Source organism: Micromonospora sp. DT47, assembly GCF_049844475.1.
GTDB lineage: Bacteria > Actinomycetota > Actinomycetes > Mycobacteriales > Micromonosporaceae > Micromonospora.
In genome coordinates this window covers 98475-111848 of record NZ_JBNCLC010000004.1, presented here as the reverse complement: position 1 = coordinate 111848, position 13374 = coordinate 98475, and the positions used below count along the sequence as shown (strand labels likewise).

The 13374-nt window shown below is 73.4% G+C and carries 13 protein-coding genes; 7 read left to right on the top strand and 6 right to left on the bottom strand.

The annotated features are described in order from the left end of the window. Positions 1-10 precede the first annotated feature (10 nt). Positions 11-1099 (bottom strand): coenzyme F420-0:L-glutamate ligase, encoded by a 1089-nt coding sequence (locus tag ACLQ2U_RS07665; protein ID WP_425749849.1) that lies wholly within the window; start codon positions 1097-1099, stop codon positions 11-13. Next, entirely contained in the window at positions 1096-2043 is a 948-nt protein-coding gene (gene cofD / locus ACLQ2U_RS07660) for a 2-phospho-L-lactate transferase (protein WP_425749848.1), read from the bottom strand. Before cofD ends, ACLQ2U_RS07665 begins: the two co-directional genes overlap by 4 nt. A gap of 100 nt (positions 2044-2143) precedes the next feature. Between cofD and ACLQ2U_RS07655 the strand changes: the two genes are divergently transcribed. The 6 genes from ACLQ2U_RS07655 (at position 2144) to ACLQ2U_RS07630 (ending at position 8793) form a co-directional block, all read left to right on the top strand. Further along, positions 2144-3013, top strand: coding sequence for a hypothetical protein (locus tag ACLQ2U_RS07655; RefSeq protein WP_425749847.1), 870 nt, complete (start codon positions 2144-2146; stop codon positions 3011-3013). A 249-nt stretch (positions 3014-3262) separates the two neighbouring features. Further along, positions 3263-5791 carry a bifunctional FO biosynthesis protein CofGH gene (locus tag ACLQ2U_RS07650; RefSeq protein WP_425749846.1) on the top strand — a complete coding sequence of 843 codons (2529 nt, stop codon included), beginning with the start codon at positions 3263-3265 and terminating at the stop codon, positions 5789-5791. A 127-nt stretch (positions 5792-5918) separates the two neighbouring features. Further along, on the top strand, positions 5919-6197 hold the full coding sequence (locus ACLQ2U_RS07645) for a hypothetical protein (protein WP_425749845.1): 279 nt from the start codon (positions 5919-5921) through the stop codon (positions 6195-6197). Positions 6198-6293: 96 nt separating this feature from the next. Next, positions 6294-7691 carry a DUF4331 domain-containing protein gene (locus tag ACLQ2U_RS07640; RefSeq protein WP_425749844.1) on the top strand — a complete coding sequence of 466 codons (1398 nt, stop codon included), beginning with the start codon at positions 6294-6296 and terminating at the stop codon, positions 7689-7691. A gap of 15 nt (positions 7692-7706) precedes the next feature. After that, positions 7707-8075, top strand: a complete 369-nt coding sequence (locus ACLQ2U_RS07635; protein WP_425749843.1) for a phospholipase — start codon at positions 7707-7709, stop codon at positions 8073-8075. 460 nt (positions 8076-8535) lie between these two features. Next, the gene (locus tag ACLQ2U_RS07630) at positions 8536-8793 is read left to right on the top strand and encodes a WhiB family transcriptional regulator (RefSeq protein WP_007455784.1); all 258 of its coding nucleotides are present in this window, start codon (positions 8536-8538) and stop codon (positions 8791-8793) included. A gap of 85 nt (positions 8794-8878) precedes the next feature. Here ACLQ2U_RS07630 and ACLQ2U_RS07625 read toward each other — a convergent pair whose 3' ends face one another. Further along, entirely contained in the window at positions 8879-9328 is a 450-nt protein-coding gene (locus ACLQ2U_RS07625; protein WP_088963879.1) for a metallopeptidase family protein, read from the bottom strand. Between the two features lie 154 nt (positions 9329-9482). On the opposite strand from ACLQ2U_RS07625, the gene ACLQ2U_RS07620 reads away from it, so the two are divergent. Continuing rightward, on the top strand, positions 9483-9851 hold the full coding sequence (locus tag ACLQ2U_RS07620) for a DUF3499 domain-containing protein (protein ID WP_425749842.1): 369 nt from the start codon (positions 9483-9485) through the stop codon (positions 9849-9851). Positions 9852-9876: 25 nt separating this feature from the next. Here the strand turns inward: ACLQ2U_RS07620 and ACLQ2U_RS07615 are convergent, their stop codons facing one another. Genes ACLQ2U_RS07615 through ACLQ2U_RS07605 form a run of 3 tightly spaced genes read right to left on the bottom strand, consistent with a single transcriptional unit; the run spans position 9877 to position 13279 of the window. Continuing rightward, the gene (locus ACLQ2U_RS07615) at positions 9877-11253 is read right to left on the bottom strand and encodes an NAD(P)/FAD-dependent oxidoreductase (protein WP_425749841.1); all 1377 of its coding nucleotides are present in this window, start codon (positions 11251-11253) and stop codon (positions 9877-9879) included. Continuing rightward, a complete protein-coding gene (locus ACLQ2U_RS07610) occupies positions 11253-11948 on the bottom strand; it encodes a pyridoxamine 5'-phosphate oxidase family protein (RefSeq protein WP_425749840.1) in 696 nt (231 codons plus the stop codon). The genes ACLQ2U_RS07615 and ACLQ2U_RS07610 overlap by 1 nt, the downstream gene beginning before the upstream one ends. Beyond that, positions 11933-13279, bottom strand: coding sequence for an aspartate aminotransferase family protein (locus ACLQ2U_RS07605; RefSeq protein WP_425749839.1), 1347 nt, complete (start codon positions 13277-13279; stop codon positions 11933-11935). Before ACLQ2U_RS07605 ends, ACLQ2U_RS07610 begins: the two co-directional genes overlap by 16 nt. Between the last annotated feature and the right edge of the window lie 95 nt (positions 13280-13374).

Genomic DNA, 13374 nt, shown 5'->3' with positions numbered 1-13374 from the left:
GGAGAACGGGTCAGAGCGCGAGGCAGGCGCTGGCCGTGCTGCCCGTCGGGGGCGGCAGCAGCGCGGAGCCGATCCCCTCGGCGGCCAGCGCGGCGCGCAGCCGTTGCAGGTCGGCCCCGAACCGGACCAGGTCCGGCCGGTCGACCGGGGTGGGCGCGGCGCCGAGCACCAGGCCGGTCGCCTGCTCCGGCCAGCCCGGGACGGTCGCCACCAGGCCGGCGTGTACCTCCTCGTCGGTGACGTGGGTGAAGGCGGTGCCGGGCGCGACCACGTCGGCCACCGCGGCGACCGCCCGCTCGACCGCCGCCGGGTCCACCGGCGTCCCGCCGGGCGCGTCGGGCAGGGTGGCGGCGGAGCGCAGGCCGGCCGCCCGCGCCTCGGCGGTACCCAGCGAGAAGAGGTCCAGCGCGCTCTCCCGGACCAGCGCGGCCGCCCCGGCGCCGTCGTCGGTCCCGGTGGCGGCCAGGTAGCCGCGGACCACCGCGACCGGAACCTGGTCGCACTTGCCCTTGATCAGCTCGCCGGCGCCGGCGAGCTCGTCCACCACGGCCATCTGGGTCAGTTGCAGCTCGTTGCCGTACGGGTCGACCTCGCCCCGGTGGTCCCGGATGGCGGCCATCCCGGCCACACCGAGCGCCACGTCGGTGAGCCCGTTGCGCCAGGGCCGGCCCATGGTGTCGCTGATGATCACCGCCACATCGAGGTCGTAGCGCTCGCGCAGCCCGGCGCGGAGCGCCAGGGCCGAGGCGTCCGGGTCCTTCGGGAGCAGCACCAGCCGGGTCTTGTCGACGTTGGACGCGTCGATCCCGGCGGAGGCCATCACGAAACCGTGGTGGGTCTGCACGATCTGGGTCGGGCCCCGGCTGGCCACCACCCGGGCGGTCTCGGCGGCCAGCACCGCGTCCCGCGCGGCGAGCCGCTCCGGCCCGTCGGCCGGCACGTCGACCATCCGTCCCTCGGCCTTCGACACGATCTTGCTGGTCACCACCAGCACGTCGCCGTCGCGCAGCCACGGCGCCGCGGTCGCGATCATCGCCGCCAGGTCGTCGCCCTCGGTCACGTCGCCGATGCCCAGCACCGGCAGGATCTCCAGCCTCACACCAGCTCCAATGCGGCGCGGACCATCGCCACCGTCGCCGCCTCGTCGGTCATCCGCAACGGCGCGGAGCGGACCGGCACACCCGGCACCACCGCACCCTCGTCCTCCGGTGCCACCAGCCAGCCGTCGAGCAGCCCGCCGTCGCCGCGTCCGCCGTAGAGCCGGCCGACCCCGGCCGCGCTGCACTCCACCCCGAGCACCGACAGGCAGCGCTCGGCCATGCCGCGGACCGCCGCGCCGCCGATGATCGGCGAGACCCCGACGACCCGGGCCGGGCCCTCGGTGACCGCCTCGCGCAGGCCGGGCACCGCCAGCACCGGGGCGACGCTCACCACCGGGTTGCTCGGCGCGATGAGCACCACGTCGGCCGCGGCGACCGCCTCCCGCACGCCGGGGGCCGGCTTGGCGCTCTCCGCGCCGACGAAGACGAACCGGTGGGTGGGGACGTCCGCCCGGTACCGCACCCACCACTCCTGGAAGTGGATCGCCCGCTGGCCGCCGTCGAGGTCGACCACCACGTGCGTCTCCAGCCGGTCGTCGGTCGCCGGCAGCAGGCGTACGCCGGGCTGCCAGCGGGTGGCCAGCGCCTCGGTGACCGTCGAGAGCGGGTAGCCGGCGTTGAGCATGGTGGTCCGGACCAGGTGGGTGGCGATGTCCTTGTCGCCGAGCCCGAACCAGCTCGGTTCGGCGCCGTACGCGGCCAGTTCCTCCTTGACCGTCCAGCTCTCGCCGACCCGTCCCCAGCCGCGCTCCGGGTCGGCGCCGCCGCCCAGGGTGTACATGACGCTGTCCAGGTCGGGGCAGACCTTGAGCCCGTGCAGGAGCAGGTCGTCGCCGACGTTCACCACGGCGGTCACCTCGGCGCCCACCTCGCGGGCGTACGCCCGGACGCCGAGCAGGAACCGGGCGCCCCCGATGCCGCCGGTCAGAACCACGATGCGCATGCCGTCCATCCTCGCGTACGGGCCGCCTACCGTACGTGGGTGGTCCGGGAGACTAGGCTCACGTCCGCACCTGTCCGTTTTAGCCCCCGAGGGAGAGCTCGTGACCAGCCCCGCCGAGCCCGCGCCGACCGACGCGACGCAGGCCCGCCAGTTGACCAGGCCACTGCGCGAACTGGTCGCGCTCGTCCTGCTCGGCGCGAACGCCGTCCTGCTCTTCGTGGGCTTCGTCCGGCTGGTCGTGCCGACCTCCGACTACGGCACCTTCTCCGGCCGCGCCGGGAGCACCTTCTTCTCGTTCGTCGGCATCGAGGCGACGGTCCTGCCGCTGCTGGCCGTGCTGCTCGCCACGCACGTCTCGCCGGTGCTGCCGCGGGCGAGGCAGATCACCCAGGCGGCGGTCGGCGAGTACGCGTTCGGCGCGCTGTTCGGCGCGCTGGCCTTCCTGATCTGGCTGGTCGGTCGGCTGGCCGAGGCGGAGGTGCTGGACGCCCTGCTCGGCATGCTGACCCGGGCCGCCTGGTTCGCGGTGTTCGCGGTGGCGGCCTTCGTCGTCTACCGGATCTGGCGGACCCTGTACTTCGTCCCGAAGCCCAAGCCGCAGCCCGGCGTGTACGGCCAGCCGCAGCCCGGTTGGCACCAGCAGGGCGGCCATCCGCCCGCCGGCTACCCGGCCCCCGGCCAGCCCGCCGGCTGGCCGTCCCCGGGTCACCCGGCCCCGGGTCACCCGGCCCCGGGTCAGCCCGCCGGCCAGTACGGCCAGCCGACCGCCGCCCCGGCGCCGCCGTTCGGCGCTCCCCAGTCGGCACCGCCCTACGGCACCGCCCCGCACTCGGCGCCGCCGTTCGGGCAGCCGACGTCGGCGGACCCGACCCAGACCATCCCGCGCCAGCCGGGCGAGGCCGGTTCGCCGGGCGACGCGGACAGCGACCGGACCCAGCGCTTCCGTCGCGACGACCCGAACGCGCACTGACCGGAGCCGGCTCCCGCTCCGGCCACCTTCCGCCGGAGTGGGAGCGTCGGTCACCGACCGGTCGCGCCCGGGGCCGGTATCGCTGTCAATCATATTTATGACTCTCACTCAGATTGCTCACGGCGGAATCCACCTCCCGCGTCCGACCTGCCCACGGGCCCTCGCCGCCGGATCCCGGCCCACACGTGCCGATCTCACATCCGGTCGCGTGGCCTTACCGCCGTCCCGGTCACCACCTAGGCTGAACGGATGGCTGACCGCACCGATCCCGGCCCCACCGCGGCGAGCATCCAGCGCGCGTTGCGCCGGGCGGCCACCGGGCGTGCGCTGGACGTCGACGAGGCGACCGCGCTGCTGGCGGCCCGCGGGCCCGCGCTGGACGAGCTGCTCCGGATCGCCGGCGAGATCCGCGACGCCGGGCTGCGCGAGGCCGGCCGTCCGGGCGTCGTGACGTACTCCAAGAAGGTCTTCATCCCGCTCACCCGGCTCTGCCGGGACCGTTGCCACTACTGCACCTTCGCCACCGTGCCGCACCGGCTCCCCGCCGCCTTCCTGGACCGCGACGAGGTGCTGGAGATCGCCCGCGCGGGCGCCGCGCAGGGCTGCAAGGAGGCCCTGTTCACCCTCGGTGACCGGCCGGAGGAGCGCTGGCCGGCCGCCCGGGAGTGGCTGGACGAGCGCGGCTACGACTCCACCCTGGACTACCTGCGCGCCTGCGCGGTCGCCGTGCTGGAGGAGACCGGGCTGCTGCCGCACCTCAACCCGGGGGTGCTCTCCTGGTCGGAGCTGCAACGGCTCAAGCCGGTCGCGCCGAGCATGGGGATGATGCTGGAGACCACCGCGACCCGGCTCTGGTCGGAGCCGGGCGGCCCGCACTTCGGCTCACCCGACAAGGAGCCGGCGGTCCGGCTCCGGGTGCTCGACGACGCCGGCCGGGTGGGCGTTCCCTTCACCACCGGCATCCTGATCGGCATCGGCGAGACCCCGGCCGAGCGGGTCGACGCGATCTTCGCGATCCGCCGGGCACAGCGGGAGTACGGCCACCTCCAGGAGGTGATCGTGCAGAACTTCCGCGCCAAGCCGGACACCGCGATGCGCGGCATGCCCGACGCGGAACTGCACGACCTGGCCGCCACCGTGGCGGTGACCCGGCTGCTGCTCGGCCCGAAGGCCCGTGTCCAGGCACCGCCCAACCTGATCGAGGGCGAGTACGACCTGCTGCTGCGGGCCGGCATCGACGACTGGGGCGGGGTGTCGCCGCTGACCCCGGACCACGTCAACCCGGAGCGCCCCTGGCCGCAGCTGGACGAGCTGGCCCGGCAGACCGAGAAGGCCGGCTTCACCCTCCGCGAGCGGCTGACCATCTACCCGGAGTACGTCCGGGCCGGCGACCCGTGGCTCGACCCGCGGCTGCTGCCGCACGTGACCGCCCTCGCCGAACCGGAGAGCGGGCTCGCCGTCGAGTCCGCCCGGCCGGCGGGCCGCCCGTGGCAGGAGCCGGAGGAGGTCTTCGGCGGCCGTACCGACCTGCACGCCACCATCGACACCAGCGGGCGCACCGGCGACCGGCGGGGAGACTTCGACAGCGTCTACGGCGACTGGTCCGAGGTGGCCGGCAAGGTGGGCCCGGAGGCTTCCGGCGTACCCCGGGCGACGGGGACCGGCGCGGACGGCGACCTGCGGGCCGGGTTGCGGCTGGCGGCCGACGACCCGGCGGCGCTGCTGGAGCCCCGGCACGCGGACGCGGCGCTGGCCCTCTTCGGCGCGGACGGCCCGGCGCTGGACGAGCTGTGCCGGCTCGCCGACGACGTGCGCCGGGACGTCGTCGGCGACGACGTCACCTACGTGGTCAACCGCAACATCAACTTCAGCAACGTCTGCTACGTCGGCTGCCGGTTCTGCGCCTTCGCCCAACGGGAGCGGGACGCCGACGCGTTCCGGCTCTCCGTGGAGCAGGTCGCCGACCGGGCCGAGGAGGCCTGGGCGGCCGGCGCCAGCGAGGTCTGCCTGCAGGGCGGGATCGACCCGAAGTTCCCGGTGACCGGCTACGCCGACCTGGTCCGGGCGATCAAGACCAGGGTTCCCGGCATGCACGTGCACGCCTTCTCCCCGATGGAGATCGTCACCGCCGCGGCCAAGGCCGGCGTGCCGGTGAAGGAGTGGTTGACCCTGCTGCGCGACGCGGGCCTGGACACCATCCCGGGCACCGCCGCGGAGATCCTCGACGACGACGTGCGCTGGGTGCTCACCAAGGGCAAGCTGCCGGCCGTCGCCTGGGTCGAGGTGGTCAGCACGGCCCACGAGCTGGGCATCCGGTCCAGCTCCACGATGATGTACGGCCACGTCGACCACCCCGGGCAGTGGCTGGCCCACTTCCGGGTGCTGGCCGGGGTGCAGGACCGCACCGGCGGGTTCACCGAGTTCGTGGCGCTGCCGTTCGTGCACACCAACGCGCCGATCTACCTCGCCGGCATCGCCCGTCCCGGCCCCACCTGGCGGGAGAACCGGGTGGTGCACGCGATGGCCCGCCTGCTGCTGCACGGGCGGATCGACAACATCCAGTGCTCCTGGGTCAAGCTGGGCGACGAGGGCACCGTGGCGATGCTCAACGGCGGCTGCAACGACCTGGGCGGCACGCTGATGGAGGAGACGATCTCCCGGATGGCCGGCTCGGGCAACGGGTCGGCGCGTACCGAGGAGCAGCTGCAGGCGATCGCGGCGGCCGCCGGGCGACCGGCGCGCAAGCGGACGACCGCGTACGGTCACTCCGCCCGATAGCGTCGAACCTTTCCCCGGTGCCGGCCGTACCACTGGTCGCCGGCGGCGGTGGAGGCGAGGGCCGCCGCCGGCAGCCCCTCGCGAGCCACCCGCGGGCGCCCCGGCGCCGCCGGAGGAAAGGTTCCCCATGACGAGTGAAGAGCGGAAGCGGCCCTGGCCGCGGTTGACCCGCCGGCAGACGTTGACGGCCGCGGCGAGCGCCACGCTCGGTGCCGCCGCCCTCACCGTGCCGGGCCTGTCGGCCGCGCAGAACACGCCGTCGGCGGGCTCGAAGGACGACCCGATCGTCGTCCACCTGCGCGATGCCGCCTCCGGGACGATGGACGTCTTCGTCGGTACCTCCCGCATCGAGGTACGCGACCGCGGCCTGGCGGACCGGCTGCGGCGCGCCGCCGGCCGGCGCTGACCCGGCACGTCCGTCCCTTCACCGACCCGGCGCCGGCTCTCGGCGCCCGGTCGACCCTGCCCAGAATCCTCCTGACCCCGCAAAGGTTGGTCCGCCATGTCCTCCCACCGCGAAGCACCGGAGATAGCCAAGGACCCGGTCGCCGACAGTTCCGACCTGTACGCCTTCGTCAGCCCCGACCGGCCCGACTCGGTGACGCTGATCGCCAACTACGTGCCGTTGCAGCTCCCCTCCGGCGGACCGAACTTCTTCGAGTTCGGCGACGACGTGCGGTACGAGATCCATATCGACAACGACGGCGACGGCCACCCCGACGTGACCTACCGTTTCGAATTCACCACCGAGATCACGAATGCGAACAGCTTTCTTTACAACACCGGCACGATCGAGTCGTTGGACAGCAAGAACTGGAACCGTCGGCAGTTCTACAAGCTGACCCGGGTGGCCGACGGCAGGGAGCACGTGCTCGCCCACAAGCTGCCCTGCCCGCCGTGCAACGTCGGCCCGCTCTCCACCCCGAAGTACGCGGAGCTGGCCCGGCAGGCGACGTTCAGCCTCTCCTCCGGGGAGCGGGTCTTCGCCGGCCAGCGGGCCGACGGCTTCTTCGTCGACCTCGGTGCCATCTTCGACCTGGGAACCCTGCGGCCGTTCCAGCAGCTGCACGTGGCCGGTAAGAAGATCTTCAAGACCGAGGGCGAGCCGGTCAACGCCGTGGACCGGATGAACGTCCACAGCATCGCCGTGCAGGTCCCGCTGAGCAGGGTGCGCCGCAAGGCCAACCGGTACGGCTCCGCCGACCGCGCCTCGATCATCGGGGCGTGGACGTCGGCGTCCCGGCAGCAGGTCAGGGTGCTCGGCGACAAGGTCGCCGCGGACACCGCCGCCGGGCCATGGACCCAGGTCTCCCGGCTGGGCAACCCGTTGTTCAACGAGGTCATCGTGCCGATGTCCAAGAAGGACCTGTGGAACACGCTGCCGCCCGCGGAGGACAAGCGGTTCGCCCGGTTCGTCGAGCAGCCGGAGCTGGCCGCCCTGCTGCCCGCCCTCTACCCGGGCGTCTTCCGCAACCTGGACGCGCTGAACAAGTCCAGGAAGCCCCGGGCCGACCTGGCGGCGATCCTGCTCACCGGCATCCCGGCCGGCCTGATCGACGGCTTCACCAACAACACCGGTGCCGTCCAGGCCGACATGCTGAGGCTGAACACCGCGATCAGGCCGAACTCCAGGCCGGACCGGTTCGGGGTGCTCGGCGGCGACCTGGCCGGCTTCCCCAACGGCCGGCGGGTCGGCGACGATGTGGTGAGCATCGCATTGCGGGCCATCGCCGGGGTCACCGTCCCGCTGGTGGACGAGGCCTTCACGCCGGACGCGGCGGCCGGCGCGGTCACCCCGGGGCTCAGCGCGGCCGACGTGACCGCGCCCTTCCTGGGGCACTTCCCCTTCCTCGGCACGCCGTACGACGGGTTCAACAACCCGCCGGCGGCGAAGTCCTGAGCGGACGGGCACTCCATGCACGACCACGACCACGACCACGACCACGAGCACCGGCACCGGTACGGGCCGACCGGCAGCGGCACGGTCATGCTCGACCTCGGTGGGGACACCGGCGCCCTGATCATCTACACCGGGCGCGAGCAGCACGGGCGGGAGATCGAGATCAGCCCTGCCGACCGGGCCGCCGGACCGCGTACCCACGCCGCAGTGCGGGAGCGGATCGTCCGGGACGGGGTGTTCCACAGTGCCGTCTACCCGGACCTGCCCGCGGGTCTCTATACCGTCTGGTGGGACGGGAGCAGACCTGCCGGAGCGATCTCCGTCACCGGTGGCGCGGTGGCCGAATTCGTCTGGCCGGGCAGCGGTCCGCCGAGGGTGGGCTGATCGTCGTACCGCGCCGGAGCCGGAGCGCCTCGTCCACATGGTGGACGGGGCGCTGTCGGCGTCTTTGGCTCGACGGGCAACCTCGGCCGAACCGGGTTAACCTGTGCCCCATCGAGATGCTGATCTTGGTCGGCGTCGTCACCGGAGCCTCCGCCGGCGTCCATGGTGGCGCCGCCACGGCAGAAATCTCGGGCAACTCGCCGGAGAGGGCGTTACTCGTCCGGGGTCTGAATCGATAGGGCATGTTGCGAGGCCGGGTGGTCAGAGTGATCACCCGGAAACGTGTCGGGAGGGCGACTCCATTATCAAGTTCGGCTTGACGGCGCACGCATTACACGCGTGTAATTTGAATGGGGTTGTTCGCACGGAACGCAACAAATTTGGACCGGACGGACAAGCACGCCTTTCGCGTGGGGGGTTGCAGCGGCGGTGACGCCGGTGCGCGACAAGGAGGCATCTGATGGACGGCCAGCTCGAGGTGGCCGACCTGCTCGGGAACGCGCCGGAGTGGCAGGAGCGGGCGCTCTGCTCGCAGACCGACCCGGAAGCGTTCTTTCCCGAGAAGGGCGGTTCGACCCGCGAGGCGAAGCGGATCTGCTCGCGGTGCGAGGTCAAGACGGAATGCCTGGAATACGCTCTCGGGCACGACGAGCGGTTCGGGATCTGGGGTGGGCTCTCCGAGCGGGAGCGGCGCAAGCTCAAGCGGCGGGCCGCCTGAGCTGACGCGACGGGCCGGGGCGGTGGGGGCCGCCCGGCTCACGCCCGGTCGTCCGCCGCGGGGGTGGCGGTGACCAGGGGTCGGCTCAGGCGAGTTCGTCCGGGTCGACCCCGAGCAGGTTCGCCACCTGCTCGATGATCACGTCGTGCACCAGGTCGGCGAGGTCCTCGCGGTCCATCGCGCGGAACTCCAGCGGCCGGCGGTAGAGCACGATCCGGGGCGGTACCTCCTGCCGGCCCGGGCGGCCCGGCAGCAGCCGGGCCAGCGGCACCTCACCGTCCTCCAGCACGTCGGAGTCGTAGACGTTGAGGTCCGGCGGGACGTCCTCGACGGCGAACTCGACGCCGGCCAGCTCCTTGGCGAAGCGCCGCTCCAGCGTCTCGACGGTGTCCAGCACCAGGTCGTCGAAGACCTCGGCCTTGGTGCGGGCCAGCGGGACGGTCGCCGGCACCAGCCGCCCGCGCAGGCCGCGGCCGTGCCGGTCGCGGTGGGTGCGCCGGCCGGAGCCGGGGCGGCGGTGTTCCGGGCTCGTCATGAGGCAAAGGGTAGCTCTCGTGCCGGCCCGGCCAGCGGCAGCGCCGGATCCGTGGCGCGGCGGGCGACGGCAGGCGCGAATTGTGATCACCGCGACGGGCGTGTCGCAACGCGAACCGGTGCGCCGCACCCGGTAGTGGGGATACCCTGCCGCCGTGAGGTCACCACGGCGCTGCTCCCGTAACGGCTGCCCCCGGCAAGCGGTCGCCACATTGACCTATGTCTACAACGAGTCGACGGCGGTGGTGGGCCCGCTGGCCGCCTTCGCCGAGCCGCACACGTACGACCTCTGCGAGCCGCACGCCCGCAGCCTGACCGCGCCGCGGGGCTGGGACGTGGTCCGGCACGAGGGTGCGTTCGAGCCGCCGCCGCCCACCACCGACGACCTGGTCGCCCTGGCCGAGGCCGTCCGCGAGGCCGCCCGCCCGGTCACCCCCCGTCCCCCCGCGGACGACCAGCCCTCCCACCAGCCCCCGCACACCGCCCGCCGCGGCCACCTCCGCGTAATCCCCCCCAACCACTAACCCCCCCCGGCCCCCGGGGTCGGGGTCAGTGGCCGAGGAGGCGGGAGAAGGTGGCGGCGCGGCGGGACGGGCGGCCGGAGCGTAGCTCCGACCGGTCGGCGGAGAACATCACCTTGAGGCCGGCGTTGACGGCGAGCCAGCGCAGCGGCTCGGGCTCCCACCTCGGGGAGCGGTGGTCGACCCAGGGGAGCGCGGTCAGGTCGCTCGCCACGCCCCGGATCAGGTCGGCCAGGGTACGGCCGGCGAGGTTGCTGGCGCCGACGCCGTCGCCGACGTAGCCGCCCGCCCAGGCCAGGCCGGACGCGCGGTCCAGCCCCACCGAGGCGGACCAGTCCCGGGCCACGCCCAGCGGCCCGCCCCAGGTGTGGCTCACCGGCACGTCCGGGCCGAGCACCGGGAAGAGCTCGCCGAGCACCCGGCGCAACGCGGCGAAGACCCGCGGCTCCCGGTCGTAGGCGGGGGAGACCCGGGAACCGAAGTGGTACGGGGCACCCCGCCCGCCGAAGGCCAGCCGGCCGTCGGCGGTGCGCTGGCCGTAGATGATGACGTGCCGGTGGTCGGAGAACGTCTCCCGCTCCGCCAGCCCGATCCGGGCCCAGGTCTCCGCCGGCAGCGGTTCGGTGGCCACCATCAGCGAGTAGACCGGCGCGACCGCGCGCCGCTGCCCGGGCAGGCCCGGGGTGTACCCCTCGGTGGCCCGGACCACCACCGGCGCCCGGACCGTGCCGGCCGGGGTGACCGCCGCGCCGGCCCGGATCGCGGTCACCGGCGTGCGTTCGAAGATCCGTACCCCGCGCCGTTCCACCGCCCGGGCCAACCCGCGGACCAGCCGGGCCGGGTGCACCACCGCACAGTGCGGGGTGTACGTCCCACCGACCACCCCGTCGGCCGCGCAGCGGGCGTTGGCCTCGGCAGCGTCGAGCAGCACCAGGTCCCCGGGGTCGAGACCGTGCTCGCTGGCCTCGGCCACGGCGGCCCGGGCCCGGCCGAGCTGCACGTCGTTGCGGGCCAGCACCACCGTCCCGCCCTGGTGCCAGTCGCAGTCGATGCCCTCGGCGGCCACCACCCGGCCGACCTCGGGCACGGTCGCCTGCATGGCCCGCTGCATGGCCAGCGCCCGGTCCCGGCCGTGCCGGCGGGCCAGCGCGGGCAGCGAGGTGGGGAAGAGCGCCGAGCACCAGCCGCCGTTGCGGCCGGAGGCGCCGTACCCGGCGATCTCCTTCTCCAGCACGGTGATCCGCAGCGTCGGATCGGCCTCCGCCAGGTAGTACGCCGTCCACAGCCCGGTGTAGCCGGCCCCGACGATCACCACGTCCGCGTCGGCGTCGCCGGGCAGCGCGGGGCGCGGGCTCAGTGGCTCGTCCACGTTGGACAGCCAGTACGACAGTTCCTGGTAGCGCATCACCACTCCGGTGGGGGCAGGTCGTGGCGCAGCCGTGGGTCGGGCTGCGGGGTGCCGAGCGACTCGACGACCGGCACCACGCCGGCCCAGACCGGCTGGTCGAGGTCGTCCTCGGGGTCGTCGGGCGGGCCGGCGCTGACCTTCACCGAGCACTCGTCCAACGGCAGCGCGAGCACCAGCGTGGCGGCCAGCTCCTTCGCCGACGGCGGCCGGATCACCGCCCAGCGGCCGGGCAGCAGGTGCTCGGAGAGGCGTTCCAGGGCGGCCAGTTTCGCGTCCCCGTCCAGCGCGGTCAGCTCGCCGAGCACCATCGCGCACCGGTAGTTCATCGAGGACGCGAAGGCGCTGCGGGCCAGCACCAGGCCGTCGAGCAGGGTGACGGTCAGGCAGGCCGGGCCGCCGGCGGCGAGGTGCCGGAAGAGGCGGCTGCCGGTGGAGCCGTGCACCAGCACCCGGTCGCCGTCGCGGGCGTACGCCACCGGCAGCGCGTACGGCTGGCCGCCATGGGCGATGGCCAGGTGCCCGACCCGGCCGGCGTCGAGGACGGCGTACAACGTCGCCCGATCGGGCACGGCCAGGTCGGGCAGCCGGCGTATCCGGGTCCGATCGGTCCCGCCGACGGCGCGGGGCCGGTCCCCGGTGTCCCGGGAGCCGGCCCCGCCCGAGCCTGGTCCGCCGCTCAGAGCCGCGCCCATGCCTCGGTCAGCACCCCACGCAGGATCTGCTCGATCTCGTCGAACTGCTGCTGGTCGGCGATCAGCGGCGGGGCGAGCTGCACCACCGGGTCGCCCCGGTCGTCGGCTCGGCAGTAGAGCCCGGCCTGGAACAGCGCGGTGGAGAGGAAGCCGCGCAGCAGCCGCTCCGACTCGGCCTCGTCGAAGGTCTCCTTTGTGGTCTTGTCCTTGACCAGCTCGATGCCGTAGAAGTAGCCGTCTCCCCGCACGTCGCCGACGATCGGCAGGTCGTACAGCTTTTCAAGGGTGGACCGGAAGGCGTCCTCGTTGGCCCGGACGTGCCCGACCAGGTCCTCGCGGGCGAAGACCTCGAGGTTGGCCAGCGCCACCGCGCAGGAGACCGGGTGGCCGCCGAAGGTCACCCCGTGGGCGAACATGCCGGTCTCGGTGAGGAACGGCTCCATCAGCCGCTCGCTGGCGATCATCGCGCCGAGCGGGGCGTACCCGGAGGTGATGCCCTTGGCGGTGGTGATGATGTCCGGCTGGTAGCCGTACCGGACGCAGCCGAAGTACTCGCCGAGCCGGCCCCAGGAGCAGATCACCTCGTCGGAGACGAGCAGCACGTCGTACGCGTCGCAGATCTCCCGGACCCGCTCGAAGTAGCCGGGCGGCGGCGGGAAGCAGCCGCCGGAGTTCTGCACCGGCTCCAGGAAGACCGCGGCGACCGTCTCCGGCCCCTCCCGTTCGATCGCCCGGCCGATCTCCTCGGCGGCCCAGCGGCCGAACGCCTCGGGGGAGTCGCCGTGCTCGGGGGCCCGGTAGAAGTTGGTGTTCGGCACCTTGATGCCGCCGGGCACCAGCGGCTCGAACTCGCTCTTGATGCCGGGCAGGCCGGTGATCGACAGCGCGCCCATCGACGTGCCGTGGTAGGCGATGTACCGGCTGACCACCTTGTGCTTCATTGGCTTGCCGGTGCGCTTGAAGTACGACCGGGCCAGCTTCCACGCCGTCTCGACGGCCTCCGAGCCGCCGGTGGTGAAGAAGACCCGGTTCAGGTCGCCGGGGGTCAGCGAGGCGATCTTCTCGGCCAGCTCGACCGCCTTGGGATGGGCGTACGACCAGAGCGGGAAGAAGGCCAGCTCGGCGGCCTGCTTGGCGGCCGCCTCGGCCAGCTCGGTGCGGCCGTGACCGGCGTTGACGACGAAGAGCCCGGCGAGCCCGTCCAGGTAGCGGCGGCCCTGCGAGTCCCAGACGTACGCGCCCTCGCCGCGCACGATGGTGGGTACCTCGCCGGCGGAGTAGCTGGCCATCCGGGTGAAGTGCATCCAGAGGTGGTCGGTGGCGTTGGCCATGTCAGCCCCATCGGGTCTCGGGGCCGGTCAGGGGGGACACCGGCCGCTCTGCCCACGGTTATCGCACACTCCGGATCGCGAAAGCAAGTGTCATT